The 19,633-nt window shown below is 64.8% G+C and carries 14 protein-coding genes and 1 riboswitch; of the genes, 7 read left to right on the forward strand and 7 right to left on the reverse strand.

Annotated elements, in window-relative coordinates; all coding sequences use genetic code 11:
• Positions 1 to 92 precede the first annotated feature (92 nt).
• A complete protein-coding gene (locus ABIB24_RS18165) occupies positions 93 to 494 on the reverse strand; it encodes an acyl-CoA thioesterase (protein ID WP_003257757.1) in 402 nt (133 codons plus the stop codon).
• 178 nt (positions 495 to 672) lie between these two features.
• A riboswitch (S-adenosyl-L-homocysteine riboswitch) is annotated at positions 673 to 769 on the forward strand.
• A 20-nt stretch (positions 770 to 789) separates the two neighbouring features.
• On the opposite strand from ABIB24_RS18165, the gene ahcY reads away from it, so the two are divergent.
• From ahcY to rhlE2, 5 genes are all read left to right on the forward strand, one after another.
• Positions 790 to 2,199, forward strand: coding sequence for an adenosylhomocysteinase (ahcY, locus tag ABIB24_RS18170; RefSeq protein ID WP_025340892.1), 1,410 nt, complete (start codon positions 790 to 792; stop codon positions 2,197 to 2,199).
• A gap of 165 nt (positions 2,200 to 2,364) precedes the next feature.
• Positions 2,365 to 3,210 (forward strand): methylenetetrahydrofolate reductase [NAD(P)H], encoded by an 846-nt coding sequence (metF, locus tag ABIB24_RS18175; protein ID WP_025340893.1) that lies wholly within the window; start codon positions 2,365 to 2,367, stop codon positions 3,208 to 3,210.
• A gap of 92 nt (positions 3,211 to 3,302) precedes the next feature.
• The gene (locus tag ABIB24_RS18180) at positions 3,303 to 4,373 is read left to right on the forward strand and encodes a hypothetical protein (protein ID WP_137162553.1); all 1,071 of its coding nucleotides are present in this window, start codon (positions 3,303 to 3,305) and stop codon (positions 4,371 to 4,373) included.
• A gap of 166 nt (positions 4,374 to 4,539) precedes the next feature.
• The gene (locus tag ABIB24_RS18185; protein ID WP_137162554.1) at positions 4,540 to 5,328 is read left to right on the forward strand and encodes a substrate-binding periplasmic protein; all 789 of its coding nucleotides are present in this window, start codon (positions 4,540 to 4,542) and stop codon (positions 5,326 to 5,328) included.
• Positions 5,329 to 5,547: 219 nt separating this feature from the next.
• Positions 5,548 to 7,428: an RNA helicase RhlE2 gene (gene rhlE2 / locus ABIB24_RS18190; RefSeq protein WP_354316968.1), complete on the forward strand. Its 1,881-nt coding sequence runs from the start codon at positions 5,548 to 5,550 to the stop codon at positions 7,426 to 7,428.
• Positions 7,429 to 7,567: 139 nt separating this feature from the next.
• On the opposite strand, the gene ABIB24_RS18195 is transcribed toward rhlE2, so the two are convergent.
• From ABIB24_RS18195 to ABIB24_RS18205, 3 genes are all read right to left on the reverse strand, one after another.
• The gene (locus tag ABIB24_RS18195; protein WP_025340897.1) at positions 7,568 to 8,146 is read right to left on the reverse strand and encodes a YceI family protein; all 579 of its coding nucleotides are present in this window, start codon (positions 8,144 to 8,146) and stop codon (positions 7,568 to 7,570) included.
• 34 nt (positions 8,147 to 8,180) lie between these two features.
• The gene (locus ABIB24_RS18200) at positions 8,181 to 8,732 is read right to left on the reverse strand and encodes a cytochrome b (RefSeq protein ID WP_025340898.1); all 552 of its coding nucleotides are present in this window, start codon (positions 8,730 to 8,732) and stop codon (positions 8,181 to 8,183) included.
• A 273-nt stretch (positions 8,733 to 9,005) separates the two neighbouring features.
• The gene (locus ABIB24_RS18205; RefSeq protein WP_137162555.1) at positions 9,006 to 10,859 is read right to left on the reverse strand and encodes a flavin monoamine oxidase family protein; all 1,854 of its coding nucleotides are present in this window, start codon (positions 10,857 to 10,859) and stop codon (positions 9,006 to 9,008) included.
• A 265-nt stretch (positions 10,860 to 11,124) separates the two neighbouring features.
• Here ABIB24_RS18205 and ABIB24_RS18210 point away from each other — a divergent pair, with 265 nt between their 5' ends.
• Together ABIB24_RS18210 and ABIB24_RS18215 are read left to right on the forward strand one after the other, a co-directional pair.
• Positions 11,125 to 12,531 (forward strand): adenosylmethionine--8-amino-7-oxononanoate transaminase, encoded by a 1,407-nt coding sequence (locus ABIB24_RS18210; protein ID WP_354316969.1) that lies wholly within the window; start codon positions 11,125 to 11,127, stop codon positions 12,529 to 12,531.
• 129 nt (positions 12,532 to 12,660) lie between these two features.
• A complete protein-coding gene (locus ABIB24_RS18215) occupies positions 12,661 to 13,380 on the forward strand; it encodes a 16S rRNA (uracil(1498)-N(3))-methyltransferase (RefSeq protein ID WP_085691403.1) in 720 nt (239 codons plus the stop codon).
• On the opposite strand, the gene trhA is transcribed toward ABIB24_RS18215, so the two are convergent.
• The 3 genes from trhA to ABIB24_RS18230 all read right to left on the reverse strand — a co-directional run bounded on the left by trhA (position 13,381) and on the right by ABIB24_RS18230 (position 19,624).
• Complete coding sequence (gene trhA, locus ABIB24_RS18220) at positions 13,381 to 13,998, reverse strand: PAQR family membrane homeostasis protein TrhA (RefSeq protein WP_013974522.1); 618 nt, start codon at positions 13,996 to 13,998, stop codon at positions 13,381 to 13,383.
• Between the two features lie 207 nt (positions 13,999 to 14,205).
• Positions 14,206 to 14,679 (reverse strand): chemotaxis protein CheW, encoded by a 474-nt coding sequence (locus tag ABIB24_RS18225; RefSeq protein ID WP_025340902.1) that lies wholly within the window; start codon positions 14,677 to 14,679, stop codon positions 14,206 to 14,208.
• Complete coding sequence (locus tag ABIB24_RS18230; RefSeq protein ID WP_354316970.1) at positions 14,672 to 19,624, reverse strand: hybrid sensor histidine kinase/response regulator; 4,953 nt, start codon at positions 19,622 to 19,624, stop codon at positions 14,672 to 14,674. Before ABIB24_RS18230 ends, ABIB24_RS18225 begins: the two co-directional genes overlap by 8 nt.
• Positions 19,625 to 19,633: the final 9 nt, after the last annotated feature.

A 19,633-nucleotide genomic window follows, 5' to 3' on the forward strand; every position in this document is an offset into this window, starting at 1 on the left:
CATCGCGACACAAGGCCGCTCCTACAGGAGATTGCATTCCCCTGTAGGAGCGGCCTTGTGTCGCGATGGGCTGCAAAGCAGCCCCAGAATGTTCATTCCACTGCAGAATCCGGGAACTGGTCCTGGATGTACTTGATCTCGGTCCGTCCATGCGCTGCCGGCAGCCCGTCCTCGCCAAGGTTGACGAAGACCATCTTGTCGACCGTGAGGATGGCCTTGCGGGTGATCTTGTTGCGCACTTCGCACTTGAGGGTGATCGAGGTGCGGCCGAACTCGGTGGCGGTGATGCCCAGCTCGATGATGTCGCCCTGGCGCGAGGCACTGACGAAGTTGATTTCCGATATGTACTTGGTCACCACGCGCTGGTTGCCCAGCTGGACGATGGCGTAGATCGCCGCCTCTTCGTCGATCCAGCGCAACAGGCTGCCACCGAACAAAGTGCCGTTTGGGTTGAGGTCTTCGGGTTTAACCCACTTGCGGGTATGAAAGTTCATCTGTACTCCTGACCTGCTTGGCTAACGTGTAGCAATGATGGCAGAGCGGCCGCTGTCGCTCCATTGAACATCGACTATCGTCGCGATTAATCGACAGAAAACCTTGGGCAAGCCGGCGGGCGCGGCTATAATCTCCGCCGCTTCACATGGCCGCCCACAGCGGCGCCATGCCCGCCACCCGTCCGAGGGGCGCTGCAGCAGGCTAGGCCTGTCAGGCTCGGATGGGGCGTTGCTCGCTCTCGCGGGCGCTTAACGCACAACGGCGCCCATTCGCACACTACGAATGGAGGCTCTCATGAGCGCTGCAAACATGCCTGCTGGTTTTACCGATTACAAAGTCGCCGACATCTCCCTGGCCGCCTGGGGTCGTCGCGAAACCATCATCGCCGAATCGGAAATGCCTGCACTGATGGGCCTGCGTCGCAAGTACCTGGCCGAGCAACCGCTCAAGGGTGCAAAGATCCTGGGCTGCATCCACATGACCATCCAGACCGCCGTGCTGATCGAAACCCTGGTTGCCCTGGGTGCCGAAGTGCGCTGGTCGTCCTGCAACATCTTCTCCACCCAGGACCAGGCCGCCGCGTCCATCGCCGCCGCCGGTATCCCGGTGTTCGCCTGGAAAGGTGAAACCGAGCAAGAGTACGAGTGGTGCCTGGAGCAGACCATCCTCAAGGATGGCCAGCCATGGGACGCCAACATGGTCCTCGACGACGGTGGCGACCTGACCGAGCTGCTGCACAAGAAGTACCCGCAAGTGCTGGAGCGCGTTCACGGCGTGACCGAAGAGACCACCACCGGCGTGCACCGCCTGCTGGACATGCTGGCCAAGGGCGAGCTGAAAGTCCCGGCGATCAACGTCAACGACTCGGTTACCAAGAGCAAGAACGACAACAAGTACGGCTGCCGTCACAGCCTGAACGACGCCATCAAGCGTGGTACCGACCACCTGCTGTCGGGCAAGCAGGCCCTGGTGATCGGCTACGGTGACGTGGGCAAGGGCTCGGCCCAGTCCCTGCGTCAGGAAGGCATGATCGTCAAGGTCACCGAAGTCGACCCGATCTGCGCCATGCAGGCTTGCATGGACGGTTTCGAAGTGGTTTCGCCGTTCATCGACGGTATCAACAACGGCACCGAAGCCAGCATCGACAAAGCCCTGCTGGGCAAGATCGACCTGATCGTGACCACCACCGGTAACGTCAACGTCTGCGACGCCAACATGCTCAAGGCGCTGAAGAAGCGTGCCGTGGTGTGCAACATCGGCCACTTCGACAACGAGATCGACACCGCCTTCATGCGCAAGAACTGGGCCTGGGAAGAGGTCAAGCCGCAGGTGCACAAGATCCACCGCACCGGCGCTGGCAGCTTCGACCCGCAGAACGACGACTACCTGATCCTGCTGGCCGAAGGCCGCCTGGTAAACCTGGGTAACGCCACTGGCCACCCAAGCCGCATCATGGACGGTTCGTTCGCCAACCAGGTACTGGCGCAGATCTTCCTGTTCGAGCAGAAGTTCGCCGACCTGTCGGCCGAGAAGAAAGCCGAGCGCCTGACCGTTGAAGTACTGCCGAAGAAGCTCGACGAAGAAGTGGCCCTGGAAATGGTCCGCGGCTTCGGCGGCGTGGTGACCCAGCTGACCAAGCAGCAGGCCGACTACATCGGTGTCACCGTCGAAGGCCCGTTCAAGCCGCACGCCTACCGCTACTAAGCGGCAGCTTGAAGCTTCAAGCGGCAATCAAAGGCAGACCATGCCGTTGCCGCTTGCAGCTCAAGCATAAAGGATCTTGAACGATGCCCAAGCCAGGCCGGCCATAACCGATCTGGCTTTTACTTGCAGCCTGCCGCTTGAAGCTTGCTGCCAGAGGAACGCCTGATGTCCCAGGAACGCCGTTACAGTTTCGAGTTCTTCCCGACCAAGACCGATGCCGGTCACGAAAAGCTGATGGGCGTCGCCCGCCAGCTGGCCGCCTACAACCCGGACTTCTTCTCCTGCACCTACGGTGCCGGTGGCTCGACCCGCGACCGCACGCTGAACACCGTGCTGCAGCTGGAAAGCGAAGTGAAGGTACCTGCCGCACCGCACCTGTCGTGCGTAGGCGACACCAAGGCCGAACTGCGTGCCCTGCTGGCCGAATACAAGGCTGCAGGCATCAAGCGCATCGTCGCCCTGCGTGGCGACCTGCCATCGGGCATGGGCATGGCCAGTGGCGAACTGCGCTACGCCAGCGACCTGGTCGAATTCATTCGCCAGGAAACCGCCGATCACTTCCACCTGGAAGTGGCCGCCTACCCGGAGATGCACCCCCAGGCCCGCAACTTCGAGGCTGACCTGGCCAACTTCGTGCACAAGGTCAAGGCCGGTGCCGACAGCGCCATCACCCAGTACTTCTTCAACGCCGACAGCTACTTCTACTTCGTCGAGCGCGCGCAGAAGCTGGGCGTGGACATCCCGGTGGTACCCGGCATCATGCCGATCACCAACTACAGCAAGCTGGCGCGCTTCTCCGACGCCTGTGGCGCCGAGATCCCGCGCTGGATCCGCAAGCAGCTGGAAGCCTATGCCGACGACACCGCCAGCATCCAGGCATTCGGCGAAGAAGTGATCACCCGCATGTGCGAACAGCTGCTGCAAGGCGGCGCACCGGGCCTGCACTTCTACACCTTGAACCAGGCCGAGCCGAGCCTGGCGATCTGGAACAATCTGAAGCTGCCGCGCTGAAATTTTTTGCAAAATCTGTTTAAGATTTGATTAAGGCTTTGGTCATAGACTAAAGCCTTATTCATTTTCCGGTTACACAGGTCTTGCCTGCCATGCAGCCCCTCCAGCCATCGCGTCCACAGCTCGTCTACCTGGCTTTTGGCCCGGCAACCTACCATCAGGAAGCCTGCTTCAGCATCATCAGCGCCCTCGCCCATCTGGGCACAGGCGAAGCCATGGACATTCAGGTCTACACCGACAACCCGCAGCCCTATGCCGGCCTGCCGGTCACCGTACACCTGCTGGACGAAGCCACGCGTCAGGCATGGAACGCCCCTCACGGTTATCACTTTCGCAGCAAGCATGTGCTGTTGCGTCAGGTGCTGCAGCAACACCCGCTGGCAGTGCTGATCGACACCGACACCTTCTTCCGCAAGTCGCCGCTGGAGCTGTTCGCCCGAGTGGCCCCAGGCCGCCTGCTGTGCAATGCCATCGGTGCGCGCTACGGCAGCAACCAGAAGTGCCTGCTGTACAAGAACCTGCTGGCCATCCTCGAGTCCAGGGGCCTGGCCGATTGCCAGATGCCACTGGTCAACTCGGGGGTGATCGGCCTCAGCGCCGAAGACGCCGGCACCCTGGACCGCTCCATCGCCATGATGGACGAGTTCCACCCCCTGGCTCGCGAGGCTTATACCCTCGAGGAGTTCTGCCTGGCGGTGGCAGCCTACCGCACGCTGGAGCTGGCCGAATGCACAGATGTCATCCACCACTACTGGAGCCGAAAGGCGCAGTTCCGCGCCAAGATCCAGGCCTGGCTGCGCAAGCACGGCCATGACCCGCTGAGCCACGCGGCGCTGGCCGACGTGTCCCTGGTCAATGACCAGCTGCCACGGCCGCCGGCCCTGCAACGCTTGGGCTACAAGGCGCTGAGCATGACCCTGCCCAGCCATGAGCGCCAGTTCGCCCGCGAGCTGCTGTATGGCTGCTACCCCTACCCCAATGAGTTCGACCGCGCCTGCGCGCCGGCCTGGTGGGACAAGGCCCTGGAAAACCTCAACGCCCGCCATGGCCAGGTGGAGCCCGAGCAACTGCGCCAGTGCCTGCGTCACCCGGGGTTGCGCCTGTCACTGGGCGAGCGGCGCAAGGATATCGAGGCGCATCTGCTGAGGTCATCCCACACTTGAGTGAACCTGTGTCGGCCTCTTCGCGGGTAAACCCGCTCCCACAGGATCTCTGCTGGCTTGCAGGCTTGTGCTGTACTTGTGGGAGCGGGTTTACCCGCGAAGAGGCCAGCACAGGAGAACATCATCCTCACTGGCCTTGAACAGGCCGAGCGCGTAATCTCCGGCCATGCCACACGTCGCCCGTCTGTTCTGGATCCTGTTGCTCGCCTGCCTGAGCCCGCTGGCCCTGGGCGAGCGCCTGCGCCTGGTGACCGACGACTGGGCACCCTATGCGTACCAGCACGACGGCCAGCCGCGCGGCATCGACTACGAAGTCACCACCCAGGTGTTCGAACGCCTTGGCGTCGAGGTGGAGTGGGAGTTCCTGCCATGGAAGCGCTGCCTGGCAATGATCGAGCAGGGCTTGGCCGACGGCATCATGGACATCTTCCAGACCGAGTCGCGCCAGCCCTACCTGGTGTACGCCCCCGAGCCCATGTCGGAGGTCGAGTTCGTCCTGTTCCAGGCCCGCGCACGTCCCCATGCCGTCAAGGCGCTGGATGACCTTGCCGGCCTCACCGTCGGCACCTCACCCGGCTACGCCTATGGTGCCGCGTTCAACGAGGCCGTACATTTCAGGCGCGAAGCCGCGCCTACCCATGAAGCCAACTTCGGCAAACTGATGCTGGGCCGCATCGACCTGGCAATCACCGACCGCAGGGTCGGCCATTACCTGCTGCGGCATCTGGGCCTGCAACAGCAGGTCGAGGAGCTGCCGCTGGTGATCAGCCGCCAGGCGCAGTACCTGGGGCTGGCGCGCAAGCCGGGGCGGGAGGCACTGGCCCAGGCCTTCGCCGTGGAGCTGCGGCGCTTCAAGCAGGAACCGGCCTATGCAGCGATCAGCAGCCGCTACACAGGCGACATCGGAAACATTCTCAACGCCGTTGAGCAGCAGGAAAGCAGCACAGCGCGATAGCTCTGTTATACTCGGGCCTTCCCGCCCGGCTCACGCCCGGACGCTCGGCCTCGCAACAGGCATCCCGATCGGCATCGACGCGCCTTCGCGTCCACCCTCCGCTAACCGGATGTGCAGTGAAAGCCCAGCTGGACCGGACGCGATCGCATCCCACCGATGCCCGTCGCGCCAGGCAGAACATCCCAAACGGGCCCAGCCCACACGAGAACAGGATTGCCCATGTCCTTTGCTTCCCTCGGTCTCTCCGAGGCTCTTGTCCGCGCTATCGAGGCTGCGGGCTATACCCAGCCGACCCCCGTGCAACAGCGGGCGATTCCCGCCGTGTTGCAAGGCCGCGACCTGATGGTCGCCGCACAGACAGGTACTGGTAAAACCGGCGGTTTCGCCCTGCCGATCCTCGAGCGCCTGTTCCCGGCCGGCCACCCCGACAAGTCGCAGCGCCATGGCCCGCGCCAACCTCGCGTGCTGGTCCTGACCCCGACCCGCGAACTGGCAGCCCAGGTGCATGACAGCTTCAAGGTCTATGCCCGTGACCTGCCACTGGTCAGCGCCTGCATTTTCGGCGGCGTCGGCATGAACCCGCAGATCCAGGCCATTGCCAAGGGTGTGGACGTGCTGGTCGCCTGCCCGGGCCGCCTGCTCGACCTGGCCGGCCAAGGCAAGGTTGACCTGGCCCACGTGGAAATCCTGGTGCTCGACGAAGCCGACCGCATGCTCGACATGGGCTTCATCCATGACGTCAAGAAAGTCCTCGCCCGTCTGCCGGCCAAGCGCCAGAACCTGTTGTTCTCGGCCACCTTCTCCAAGGACATCACCGACCTCGCCGACAAGCTCCTGCACAACCCGGAGCGTATCGAGGTCACCCCGCCGAACACTACCGTCGAGCGTATCGAGCAGCGCGTCTACCGCCTGCCCGCCAGCCACAAGCGCGCACTGCTGGCGCACCTGATCACCCAGGGTGCCTGGGAACAGGTACTGGTGTTCACCCGCACCAAGCACGGCGCCAACCGCCTGGCCGAGTACCTGGAAAAGCACGGCCTGACCGCCGCCGCGATCCACGGCAACAAGAGCCAGAACGCCCGCACCAAGGCTCTGGCCGACTTCAAGGCCAACAGCGTGCGCGTGCTGGTCGCCACCGACATCGCCGCCCGTGGCCTGGACATCGACCAGTTGCCACACGTGGTCAACTTCGAGCTGCCGAACGTCGAGGAAGACTACGTCCACCGTATCGGCCGTACCGGCCGTGCCGGGCGTTCGGGCGAGGCCATTTCCATGGTCGCGCCGGATGAAGAGAAGCTGCTCAAGAGCATCGAGCGGGTGACCAGGCAGAAGATCCCGGACGGCGACCTGATGGGCTTCGACGCCAGCCAGGTAGAGGCCGAAAAGCCTGAAGTACGCGAACGCCAGCAGAACAACGGCCGTGGTGGCCGCAACCAGCAGGCCCGCGGCGAAGGCGGCAAAGACGCCAACGGCGGCCGCAAGGACAAGGGCAAGGATAAAGGCAAGGCCAAGCAACAGGCCGCTGACAAGCCGGCCGACAAGGAAAAGAGCGGCGACAAGCAACAGCAGCAACGTAAGCCGCGTGACAAGAAGCCGCGCCAGCAGCAACAGCAGGCCAGCAACAGCAACGTGCCGAAAGTGCCTGTCGACCGCGATCCGGAAGAGTTCCTGGACGACGATATCGACAACTTCGGCAACCGTGCCGACTATGTCAGCCCGTACCAGGGCAAGAACCAGGGCCGCAATCGCCGCCCGGGTGGCAATGCCGGCCAAGGTCAGGGCCAGGGTAATGGCCAGCGCAGCAACGCCGGTGGCCAGGGTCGCAATAGCGGCCAGCCGCGCAGCGGCGGCGAGAAACGTCCGGCCCGCGCCAACAATGGTGGCGGCGCCCGTCGTGATGGTGGTGGCCGTGGTCGCCCGGCCCGTGACGATGCTGCCCGGCAGGAACCGGCCGTGCGCAACCCGCGCCAGCCGGAAAAACAGCCAGTGATCATCCGCAAGGAATCCAAGCTCGACCGTTATCCGACGCCAGAGCAGCTGGATGACCTGCCGAGCCGCCCGCGCGGTGAGCGCCCGGCGCTGCTGACCCGCAAGGGCTGACAGAAGCACCGAGGGGGCTGCTTCGCAGCCCTATCGCGACACAAGGCCGCTCCTACAGGGTTACGTAATTCCCTGTAGGAGCGGCCTTGTGTCGCGATAGGGACGCAAAGCGGCCCCCTCAGTTTTCAGCAGGTAAGAATTACTTCTGCTTCACACCTTCAACACTGATATCCAAGTCCAGGGTCTGCGAGGTAGCGCCCGGGCCCTTGATGCCGAAGTCGTTCAGGTTCAGCGTGGTGGTGGCGTTGAAACCAGCGCGCTCGCCGCCCCATGGGTCCTTGCCTTCACCGTTGAAGGTGGCCTTGAAGGTGACCGGCTTGGTCACACCGTGCATGGTCAGGTCGCCAGTCACGTCAGCAGTCTTGTCGCCAGTCGACTTGACGCTGGTGGAGACGAACTTGGCTTCCGGGTACTTCTTCACATCGAGGAAGTCGGCGCTGGCAATGTGCTTGTCACGCTCGGCGTGGTTCGACCACAGGCTGGCGGTTTTCAGGTCGACGTTGATCTTGCTGGCTTCAGGCTTGGCGCTGTCCCAGGTGAAGTTGCCGTCGAAATCCTTGAAGGTACCGTGAATGAAGCTGTAGCCCAGGTGGCTGATCTTCCAGTCAACGAACGCGTGCTGGCCTTCCTTGTCGATCTTGTACTCGGCAGCCATGGCCTGGCCGGCGGAGAGCAGAGCGGTACCGAGCGCCAGAGCGGCAAAAGTCTTTTTCAACATCCTTACTTCCTTCCTATGCAATTGAGGTTGAGAGTCAAGCTTTGCGGCCCAGCATGCGGGTCAGGGTCGCGTCACGGTCGATGAAATGGTGCTTGAGCGCTGCCAAGCCATGCAGCACGGCAAAAATCACCAAGCCCCAGGCCAGCCAGAGATGAATCACGCCAGCCAGGTCTGCCTGGTCGGGCAGGTCGCTGACCAGTGCCGGCACTTCGAACAGGCCGAACACCGGAATGCCGACACCGTCGGCGGTAGAAATCAGGTAACCGGCAATCATTACCGCGAACAGCCCCAGGTACAGGGCCAGGTGGCCCAACTTGGCTGCCAGGCGGGTAAGTGCGCCGTGGTTGGCCGGTGCCGGTGGTGGCGGGCTGATGAAGCGCCAGACCACCCGCAGCAGCATCACCGCCAGCAGCACCAGGCCGATGCTCTTGTGCAGGTCCGGGCCGGCCTTGCGCCAAGGGCTGTAGTAGTCGAGGCCGACCATCCACAGGCCCAGGCCGAACAGGCCGAAGACTGCCAGAGCCACGCCCCAGTGCAGGACGATGCTGACCACGCCGTAGCGAGAAGATGAATTGCGCAGTTGCATGTTGACGTGTTTCCCCGTGAAAGCTATGCACAGACTAACGCGTAACGCATCGAATAAAAGCGTAAAAAATTGCTTTGGATTATCGAGAAATCCGATATGTATTCTGTAAGCTTCCCATTAAGGAAACATTAACGATAGTTGGGTAATCAGCGGTTGCCAGTGCCGGCCCTTTCGCGGGTAAACCCGCTCCCACAGGGTCGGCGCAGTTCCTGATACCTGTGCCGGACCTGTGGGAGCGGGTTTACCCGCGAAAGGGCCGGCACTGTCAATAAATCAACCGGCCTTGGCTTGGGTATTGGCTACAGCTTTCTTGGCCGGTTCGGACTTGGCAGTCGTCTTTTTGGTCTGGGCTGGCTTGTGCGCCGGTGCGCGCTTGGCAGGTGCAGCCTTGGTAGCAGCAGGCTTGGCCGCCGCTTCCTTGACCACAGGCGCTGGCGCAACCGGGGCCGGCGCAGCTTGCGGGGCTGGCGCAGGTGCCGGCGCCACTTCCTCGGCCTTGGCAATCGGCTCGGCCTTCACCTCAGGCTTGTCCGCCCCGCCAAACAGGCGCTTGAAGAAGCCCGGCTTGTCCTGCTTGGCCTCATCGACCGGCTTCGGCTCGGCCTTGACCGGGGCCTTGTCAGCCTTGTCGCCCTTGTCGGAAGAACCACCGAACAGGTTGGAGAAGAACCCGCCCTTGCTCTCCTTGGCCGCCACGGCGCCTGCAGCTGCTGCTGCCGCCACCGGTGCCGCCTTGGCCGGGTCGAACGACTTGCCGGCCAGCAGGTCCTGCACCTGGCTGGCCGCGCGCTGGCCACTGCGCAGGGCGCCTTCCAGGGTGCCTGGGTAGAGGGCGTCGGTATGCTCACCGGCAAAGGTGATGCGCTGCACCGGGCGCTCCCACAGGCGCCAGTACTTGCTGATCTGGCCCGGGCCATAGGCCAGGTAGGCGCCGCCGGTACCGGCGTCGGTGCTGTAGCGCTTGACCTCGTAGCCGGTGAACGAGCCACGGGCCTGTGGGTAGAACGCATGCAGGCGGATCAGCACCTGATCGACCATCTGCTTGTCGCCGAACGCCTGCAGCAGACGGGCGTTGTCGCCCGACAGGTTGATCACCACGTTGGCGCCACCCTTGAGCGCGGGTTCGATCCACAGCATGCCCAAACCAGCGTTACTGAAGATTTCGCCCGACATGCGCGCGCGGCTTTCCCACACCGGCTTCTTGAACTTGAGCATCAGCTGGTCGCGCCAGCCATAGTTGGTGCCCTTCAACGCCGCCAGGTGCTGGCTGTCCAGACCCGGGGTCATCTGGATCTTGGCCAGGGCGCGCAGGGGCACGGCCATGACCAGGTAATCCGCCTGGTAGCCGACGCTGCCGACCTTGACCGTGACACCGTCCTTGTCCTGGACGATGGAGGTCACCGGCGAACTGGTCTTGATGGTCTTCAGTTGCTTGACGAACGCCTGGGCCAGCACCGGGCTGCCGCCAGGCAGGCGCGCGGCACGCAGGTCACGGTCGCTGACACCGCGATACACGCGGTTCTGCTGGGCGAAGTACAGCAGCGACAGGCGCGATGGCTCATCGTAACGGGTACGGATCTGCTGGTTGACCAGCTGACGGGCGGTGGTCGGCAGTTGCAGCTTGTCCAGCCAGGTGGAGACGTTGATCTGGTCGAGGGCGAACAGCGTGCTGTTGGCTTGCGGGTTCAGCGGGTCGTCGATCGAACGGGCCAGGTCATCGAGGGTTTTCTCGTAACGTTTGAGCGCATCGGCAGTAGCCGGCTGCTTGGTGGCCAGGTCGGTGGCGCTGAAATACTCGCCGTCGATCAGGTAACCGGGGGTACGCACAAACTCCGGTGCCGGCAGTGTTTCAAGTTTGAAACGGTCGAGGTACTGGTTGAGCACCGGCTGCGCCTTGGCGTTGCCGATCCACTCGCTGGTGGCCAAGCCCGAGCGCCCGCCCATGCCCGCCTTGGCTTCCAGCAGCGTCACCTGCCAGCCTTTGTTCTGCAGCTCGTAGGCGGCCGTCAGGCCCGCCAGGCCGCCACCCACGACGATCGCCGAAGGTGTCTTGTCCTTTGCCAGCGCGGCGCCGCTGGACACACCAATCAATACCAACGCGCACAGGCGCACCCAAGCAGCAGCCATGTCGGCGAACTCCGAGTCAGGGGGTTACAGAAACGGGGAGAGGCAGGAATGCCCCGGGAGAGATGCGTTAAGAATACGTCAGGTCCGCCGACCCTGCCAGCGCAGTGACATCAAGTCCTTTTCGCCACTGACATTTTTGCCTGCAGCGATTCCACGCGGTGGCAAGCTCAGCTGGCAAGCCGATGAGAAGCGGCGGTTGTCCTGCCCTGCGGCATTGCTTAGGCTTACGCGGTCGAACCAAGCCGCAAAGCCAGGAGAAGTGCCCATGGGCCTCAATGATCAGTGGATGCAACGCGACCTCAAGGTCCTGTGGCACCCCTGCACCCAGATGAAAGACCACGAGCAGCTGCCGCTGATCCCGATCAGGCGCGGCGAAGGCGTGTGGCTGGAAGACTTCGAAGGCAAGCGCTACCTGGATGCGGTGAGCAGCTGGTGGGTCAACGTGTTTGGCCACGCCAACCCGCGTATCAACCAGCGCATCAAGGACCAGGTCGACCAGCTGGAGCACGTGATCCTGGCCGGTTTCAGCCACCAGCCGGTGATCGAGCTGTCCGAGCGCCTTGTAGCCATGACCCCCGCCGGCCTCGACCGGGTGTTCTATGCCGACAACGGTTCGTCGTGCATCGAAGTGGCGCTGAAGATGAGCTTCCACTACTGGCAGAACGTCGGCAAACCGGGCAAGAAGCGCTTCGTCACCCTGACCAACAGCTACCACGGCGAAACCATCGCCGCCATGTCGGTCGGTGATGTGCCGCTGTTTACCGAAACCTACAAGGCGCTGCTGCTCGACACCCTCAAGGTGCCCAGCCCCGACTGCTACCTGCGCCCCGAGGGCACGAGCTGGGAAGAGCACTCGCGCACCATGTTCCAGGCCATGGAACAGACCCTGGCCGAGCACCACGCCTCGATCAGCGCGGTGATCGTCGAACCGCTGATCCAGGGTGCCGGCGGCATGCGCATGTACCACCCGGTGTACCTCAAGCTGCTGCGCGAGGCCTGCGACCGCTACGACGTGCACCTGATCCACGACGAAATCGCCGTGGGCTTCGGCCGCACCGGCACCATGTTCGCCTGTGAACAGGCCGGCATTCGCCCGGACTTCCTGTGCCTGTCCAAGGCCCTGACCGGCGGCTACCTGCCGCTGGCAGCCTGCCTGACCACCGACAAGGTGTACCAGGCGTTCTACGACGACTACCCGACCCTGCGCGCATTCCTCCACTCGCACAGCTACACCGGCAACCCGCTGGCCTGCGCCGCGGCGCTGGCGACCCTGGACATCTTCGAGCAGGACAACGTGATCGAGGCCAACAAGGCCCTGGCCACCCGCATGGCCAGCGCCACCGCGCACCTGGCCGACCACGCGCATGTGGCCGAGATTCGCCAGACCGGCATGGCCCTGGCCATCGAGATGGTCCAGGACAAGGCCGGCAAAATTGCCTACCCGTGGCAAGAGCGTCGTGGCCTGAAAGTGTTCGAGCATGCCCTGACGCGTGGCGCCCTGCTGCGCCCGCTGGGCAGCGTGGTGTACTTCCTGCCGCCGTATGTGATTACGCCAGAGCAGATCGACTTCCTGGCAGAAGTGGCCAGCGAAGGCATCGACATTGCCACCCGCGATAGCGTCAGCGTGGCCGTACCGGCCAACTTCCACCCCGACTTCCGCGACCCGGGCTAAGCCCGGAAGCCCGCCGCGTACTCTGTGGGAGCGGGTTCACCCGCGAATGCAAGAGTGGAGTCACCGCCGCATTCGCGGGTGAACCCGCTCCCACAGGGACCACCTTCTCCCTTTAGCTTGAGCTCAACCATGAGACTGTCCCGCTTTTTCATCGACGCCCCCCTGAGCCTTGGCGAGCATGACCTGCCCGAAGCCCAGGCCCACTATATCGGCCGCGTTCTGCGCATGGCCCCCGGCGACGCCGTGCAGCTGTTCGACGGCAGTGGCCAGGAATACCGCGGCCAGTTGCTCGAAGTGGGCAAGAAAACCGTGCGCGTCAGCCTCGACCAGGCCCTCGCCGGCCAGGCCGATTCACCACTGCACGTGCACCTCGGCCAAGGCCTGTCCCGTGGCGAGCGCATGGACTGGGCAATCCAGAAAGCCACCGAACTGGGCGCCAACGAAATCACCCCGATCGTCAGCGAACGCTGCGAAGTGCGGCTGAAGGACGAGCGCGCCGACAAGCGCCTGGCCCACTGGCGCCAGGTGGCCATCAGCGCCTGCGAACAATGCGGCCGCTCGACCTTGCCGGTCATCCACCCGCCAGTGACCCTGGCCGAGTGGCTGAACAGTGCCAAGGCCGACCTGAAACTGGTCCTGCACCCGGTGGCCGAACCGCTCACCAGCCATGCCAAGCCGGCCACGCTGGCCTTCCTGATCGGCCCCGAAGGCGGCCTGAGCGAGGCGGAGGTCGACCAGGCCAAGGCTGCCGGTTTCCACGCAGCACGCCTGGGCCCACGCGTGCTGCGCACCGAAACCGCACCGGTGGTGGCACTGTCGGTGGCACAGCAACTGTGGGGCGACTTTTAACTAGCGCACGTAGAACGACACCGCCACGAAGTGCATGAGGCTGCCGGCGATCACGAACAGGTGCCAGATGCCATGCCAGTGGCGGAAGCGGCTGTCGAAGGCGAAGAAGATGATGCCGACGGTGTAGAACACCCCGCCGGCGGCCAGCCAGGCAAAGCCTGCGCTGCCGAGCGAGTGCAGCAATGGCTTGACCGCCACCAGCACGATCCAGCCCATCACCGCATAGATGATGATCGACAGGATGCGCGCCTCGGATCGCGGCTTGATCTCCTGCAGCATGCCGATCACCGCCAGCCCCCAGACCACCCCGAACAGGCTCCAGCCCCAGGGTCCGCGCAGGCTGACCAGGCAGAACGGCGTGTAGCTGCCGGCGATCAGCAGGTAGATCGACAGGTGATCGAGCTTGCGCATGATCACCTTCGCCCGCCCGCGAGTGCTGTGGTACAGGGTAGAAATGCTGTAAAGCAACAGCAAGGTGCTGCCGTAGATGGAGAAACTGACGATCTTCCACGGGTCGCCCTGCAGGCCCGCGACCACGATCAGCCAGATGGCACCGATACAGGCCAGGACGGCACCGACCAGGTGGGTCCAGGCGTTGAAGCGTTCACCGTAGTACATGCAAACACAGACCTCCTGAGGTGGGCTGGGTTCCTGATGTGATGCTGATGGCCTCGCTCTTTGTGGGAGCGGCCTTGTGTCGCGAAAGGGCTGCGGAGCAGCCCCGGCAATCAGGGCTGTGGCAATGATATCCTGGGGCCGCTTCGCGCCCCTTTCGCGACACAAGGCCGCTCCCACAACCAAACGATCAGCCCTGTGCCTTGCATCCTACCCAAGCTCAGGTTGCAGTTCCGCGTCACGCACCAGCCGTTCCAGCGCAGCCAGGTCCGGCACCCGTGCCACCTGCTCACCCACCTGCACCGCCGCCAGCTCCAGGCGACCCAGCGCCACGTCCACGTAGTTCAGCTGGCTGTCGAGCTTGCACGAGCGCGGTATGTCCTGCAGCAACAACGCCAGGTAGCGCAGGCCGGTATCACCCAGAGCATTGAGCACCACCACGCGGGCCCGCTCGCCGCAGGGGGTCTCGCCACCACACGCGGCTTCGAAGCCGATCAGCGGCAGGCGCTGCTGGCGCCAGTCGATCCAGCCCAGGTGCCAGGCCGGCTCGCCGCGTTGGCACACCAGGTTGCGCTGGCCACTCAGTTCGGCCACCGCCACGTTGGGCAACACCAGGGTACGGTCACCCAACGGCAGCAAAAGCCCGGTCAGGCTGCTGCGTTGGCCGGCGATCAGTTCAAGCATGGGTCTGGCTCCAGTGGGCAATGCTCTGCAACAGAACCGACTCCTGGTACGGCTTGCCCAGGTATTCGTTGACGCCGATGGCCATGGCACGGTCGCGGTGCTTCTGCCCGGTGCGCGAGGTGATCATGATGATCGGCAAGTCTTTCAAGCGCTCGTCACGGCGGATGCGTGTGGCCACCTCGAAGCCGTCCATGCGCGGCATCTCGATGTCCAGCAGCAACACATCGGGGCGGTGTTCTTCCAGCAGTGCCATGGCATCGACCCCGTCCTTGGCCGTCAGCACACTCATGCCGTGGCGCTCCAGCAGGCGGCTGGTGACCTTGCGCACGGTCACCGAATCGTCCACCACCATTACCAGCAACGCCCGCCGTGGCGCCGGGCCGAACACCTGGCGCCGGGCCGCACCGCCACCCGGCAGGCGCGCCAGGCGCCGCTGCTGGCCACGCAACTGGCCCAGCAGGTCGAGAATCAGTACCACCCGGCCATCGCCCAGCAGCGTTGCCCCCGACAACCCGGCAACCGCGGCAAACTGCGGCCCCAGGCTCTTCACCACGATCTCGCGGCTAGGCGACAGGCTGTCGGCCTGGATGGCGAACGACTGCTCCTGGGAATGCACCAGCAGCACCGGCAGCGGCACGCTCTGCCCGAGCAATGCCGGGCGCGGCATGCCCTGCAGCAGTTCACCCAGGTAGCGCAGCTCGTATTCGTGGCCGGCGTACACATAACGCGGGGGGTCCAGCTGGTAGCACGCCGCCAGTTCGGCCGGCGGCACGCGGACGATGCCCTCGATGGTGTTCAGCGGAATGGCGTACTGCTCTTCGCCCAGGTGCACCATCAGCGCGCGGTTGACCGACACGGTGAACGGCAGGCGGATCAGGAAGCGCGCGCCCTTGCCCTGGGCCGACTCGATACTCATCGAGCCACCCAGTTGCTTGACCTCTTCGTGTACCACGTCCATGCCCAGGCCACGCCCGGAAATCTGGGTGATCTTCTCGGCAGTGGAAAAGCCAGGGCGCAGGATGAACTGGAGGATCTCGTGATCGCTCAATTGCGCCTGCGGGTCCAGCAGGCCGCGCTTGATGGCCTTGCGGCGCACCGCTTCCAGTGGCACGCCGGCACCGTCGTCGGTCATTTCGATAACGATGTCCGCGCCTTCGTGCAGCAGATTCAGGTGAATGGTGCCCTGCTCCGGCTTGCCGGCGGCCAGGCGCATTTCGCGGCTTTCCAGGCCATGGTCGACGGCGTTGCGCAGCATGTGCTCCAGCGGCGCCACCATACGTTCGAGCACGCTGCGGTCCAGTTCGCCCTCGGCATTGCCCACCACCAGCTCCACCTGCTTGCCCAATTCGCTGGCCACCTGCCGTACCACGCGCTGCAAGCGTGGCACCAGGCGCTCGAAGGGCACCATCAGGGTCGCGGTCAGGCCTTCCTGCAACTGGCTGTTCACCCGCGCCTGCTGCTGCAGCAGGCTGTAGGCCTCCTGGGCGCGCTGTGCCAGGGTTTCCTTGAGGTCGAGCAAGTCCGAGGCGGACTCGAACAGGGCCCGCGACAGCTGCTGCAGTTGCGAGTGGCGGTCCATTTCCAGCGGGTCGAAGTCGTCATAGGCATCGCCTTCGAACTGCTGCCGGCTGGACATCCGCCCTTGGGTCTCGATATCCAGGCGCAGCAACTGGTCGCGCATGCGCTCGAGGGTGGTTTCCATCTCGTTGAGGGTGAACTGCGCATCGTTGACCTGCTGCTCGATGCGCCCACGGATGATCGAGTGCTCACCGGCCAGGTTGCCCAGTTCGTCGAGCAACTCGGCATCGACCTTGACCATGTCGCCCGGCGCCCGCTCCGGCGCCGCCGCCGGCGCCTCACTGATCGCGGCCTCGACCGGCCCCTGGCCAGCGGCGCTGTCGGCCAGGGCCGAGAAGCTGAAGTTGCGGATGTAGTCGATCAGCGCAGTGGCGGCATGCAACGGCTGCCCCAGGCGCACGGCATCGAGCATGTGCGCCAGCCGGTCATGGCAGTTCTGCAGCAAGGCGAACAGTGGCGCGCTCGGCGGCATACGGCCTGCGGCCAGCAGCTCGTAGAGGAACTCCAGTTCGTGGGCCAGATCGCCGATCGGCGCAATTTCGACCATGCGTGCCACACCCTTGAGGGTGTGCAGGTCGCGCATCAGGTTGTCCACTTCGACGCTGTTGCGCGGGTCGGCCTGCCAGCGCGCCAGGGCTGCGGCGGCACTCTCGACGATGTCCGAGCTTTCTTCGAGGAAGACTTCCAGCAGCTCTTCGCCTGGGCTTTCCGGCTCTTCGACCAGCGGCTCGGCCACAGCCGGCAGCAAAGGGTTGTGCGCCGCCCCCAGGCCAAGGGTATCGGCCAGGTCCATGTCCGGGTGCAGCGGCGTGACCGTGTCGATGCCCACCAGGCCAGTGGCCTCCGGTGCCAGAGCCTGGCCCAGAAGGTTACGCAGGCTGTCGACCAGCTCCGGCCTTGGCGGGATGTCCTGCCCCGCCGCCACTTCGTCGAGCATGTCCAGCAGGGCTTCATGGGCCCGCTGCACGTGGGCGAAGAAGCGCGCATCGGCGGGCAGGCTGCCCTCCTCCACGGCGCCGTACAGGTCGAGCAAGGCCTCGCACACGTCATCCATCTGCCACAGGTCGGCCAAGTGTGCGGCGTGGCCCAGGGTTGTCAGCTCGTCGAGCAGGGTGTCCAGCGCATCGCGCTGGCCGGGCTGTTCCTGCCAGCGCGACAGCAACGACTCGGCATCCAGCAGGATATCCATGGCCTGGGCCAGGAAACTGGCGATCAACTGCGGGTCGCGCTTGCTGCGCCGCGCATGCTGCGGGTCGTCATGCAAGCTGGCCAGGTGCGCGTCCACCGCCTGGCCGACCTGCTCGATCAGCTCCGCGGCACCGGGGATGGCCGCCAGCGGCGTGCTGTCGAGTTGCGCCAGGCCCAGGTGGAACAGCGAGCGAGCAGCTTCCAGCCATTCGATCTCGGCCATTTGCAGGGGCAGCTGGTGGCCCTTGTATTCACGAGCCAGGCGGTCGAAGGCGGTGGCCAGTTCGGCGACCGGCATCACCCCGGCCATGGCGGCACTGCCCTTGAGCGTATGCAGGGCGCGCTGGAGGCCATCGCTGACCTGCGTATCGTGGCCGTCGGCGCCCTGCAGGAAAGCATCCAGGCTGGCCAGGTGGCCCTGCGCCTCGCTGCGGAAGATGTCGAGCAATTGCGGGTCGAGACCGTCGATGTCGGCCGCCACCGGGGCATCGTTTTCGGCAAGGGCATGCAGGTGCCCGGCCAGCTGCTCGATTTCCGTCAGTTGTGGCAGCTGGCCGGCGGCAAAGTCGGCCAGCAGGTCGGGCAGGTAGACGAATGCCTGCTGCAGGGCCACCACGCCTTCCGGGCTGAGCACGCTGCGACCCTCGAGTACCCGGTTCAGCAGGTGCTCGGCGCCCCAGGCCAGCTCGGCCACCGCCTCGGCATGCACCATGCGGCCGCTGCCCTTGAGCGTATGCAAGGCGCGGCGCACTTCTCCCAGTGCCTCGCGCTGCTGGTTGTCGGCACGCCAGCGCAGCCAGTGGCGCTCGATTTCGGGCAGCAGTTCACCGGCCTCGTCGAGAAACACTTCACGCAACTCGTCATCGATGCCATCAGCGCTGCCATCGTGGCCCGCGGTGGCCTCGACCAGCGCGCAGTGCACACCCAGCGTCGCCAGGCTGGCGCGCGCCATGTCGATGAAGGGCTGGCCATCCGCCAATGGGTCCGCCACCCGCCATTGCAGGTAGCATTCGGCAGCGCTCAGGGCCTCGGCCAGGTGCGTCAGATCGTCGGCAGGCGGCTCCACTTCCAGGTGCTGCAGCCAACGCTGCACATAGCTGGCGCAACCGGCAAACAGCTCGGCCACGGCCGGCAGCATCAACATCGCCAGCGCACCGCGAATCTGCTGCAACAGCCCTGGCAAGGGTTGCAGGCGTTGCCGCGGCCAGCCGGACTCCAGGCAATCACCGATCAGGTCCTTGGCTTGCTGCAGCACATTCAGCGACTCGTTCAACACCAGTTGGCGGATCTCGGCCAGGTCCGAGCCCGGCAGGCCGCCCTGGCCGTTTTCCTCCAGCGGGCCGACCATGCCATTGAGTGTGGCCTCCACGTATAGCAGGGCCCCCGCTACATCCATCAATACCGCGTCGTCCACGGCCCGCTCGCCCTGGGCCAGGGCCTGCAACGCCAGCACCTGGTCGATGATCACCCGGCGTGGCTGTTGGAAGCCCAGCACCGCCAGGGTGTCGGCCACGTGGCGCAGCGGTGCCAGCAGGGCATCGAGCTGCTCGCTGTGCTGGCGGTCGCCACGCACGAACTGGTCCAGGCGCTCCTTGATGCGCATCAGGTCGTCGCACAGCGCGGTCACCACCGAGCGCAGGGCATCGCGGCCCGGCCCGGCCTGCAACTGCTCGCGCCAGTTGCCCAGCGACAGGTCGAGGTTGGCCAGGTCGTCGGCACCGGCAAAGCGTTGGGTGGCGCCGCTGATCAGGCTGGCCTGGGCCAACGGCTCCTCGCCACGGCAGGCACGCAGCTGGTTGAGCAGCGGCAGCATCACCAGTGGCAGGTCGTGGCGGGCGCCGCGCAGGCGCTCCAGATACGACGGCAATTGCTCCAGGCCGCGGAACAACGCGCCCAGGCAATCACCGCGGGGGCTGACCTGGCCATCGGCCAGGGCCCTGGCGAACAGCTCCAGTTCTTCAGCCAGGCGCGTGGCGCCGCGCAGTTCGAGCATGCGCAGGCAGCCGTGCACCTGGTGCAGGTTGTCGACCACGAATGCCAGCATCGACAGGTCGCCAGGCTCGCCGGCAAAGCGCTCCAGCGCCTGGCGCGCCTGGCCCAGGCAGTCGAGGATGGCGGCCTTGGTCCAGGCCAGCGCCACTGTGTCGTGGCGCTCGGGGCTTACTGCAGCTACAGCCATGGGCACTCC

Origin of the sequence: Pseudomonas sp. UYEF17, from assembly GCF_040546125.1 — a bacterium.
GTDB lineage: Bacteria > Pseudomonadota > Gammaproteobacteria > Pseudomonadales > Pseudomonadaceae > Aquipseudomonas > Aquipseudomonas putida_Z.